This window comes from Shewanella electrica (genome assembly GCF_022321485.1).
In the GTDB taxonomy this organism is placed as follows: domain Bacteria; phylum Pseudomonadota; class Gammaproteobacteria; order Enterobacterales; family Shewanellaceae; genus Shewanella; species Shewanella electrica.
On record NZ_JAKOGG010000272.1, the window covers coordinates 1 to 272 of the forward strand.

Annotated in this window: 1 protein-coding gene; it reads left to right on the forward strand. The window is 59.2% G+C overall.

The features are described 5' to 3' along the window. On the forward strand, positions 1-272 hold a 272-nt coding region (locus L9G74_RS20610), incomplete at both ends, for an MYG1 family protein (RefSeq protein ID WP_238898627.1).

The window sequence follows — 272 nt, forward strand, 5'->3', positions numbered from 1 at the left end:
GACCATCCCGACCAAAGCTGCCGCCTTCGTGACTTCGTCCCCGTGTTTCGCCGCCTTCCGCGGTGCGCAAGTGGTCTCATCTCTGACTGAAGGTGTCTCTAAAAAGTACATTGGCACGCACAACGGCACGTTCCATTGCGACGAGGCATTGGCTGTGTCCATGCTCAAGCTGCTGCCCAAGTTCGCGGCCCACGACGTGCTACGTACACGTGATGAGGCCAAGCTTGCCCAATGCGAGGCCGTTGTGGACGTGGGCGGTATTTACAACCCGG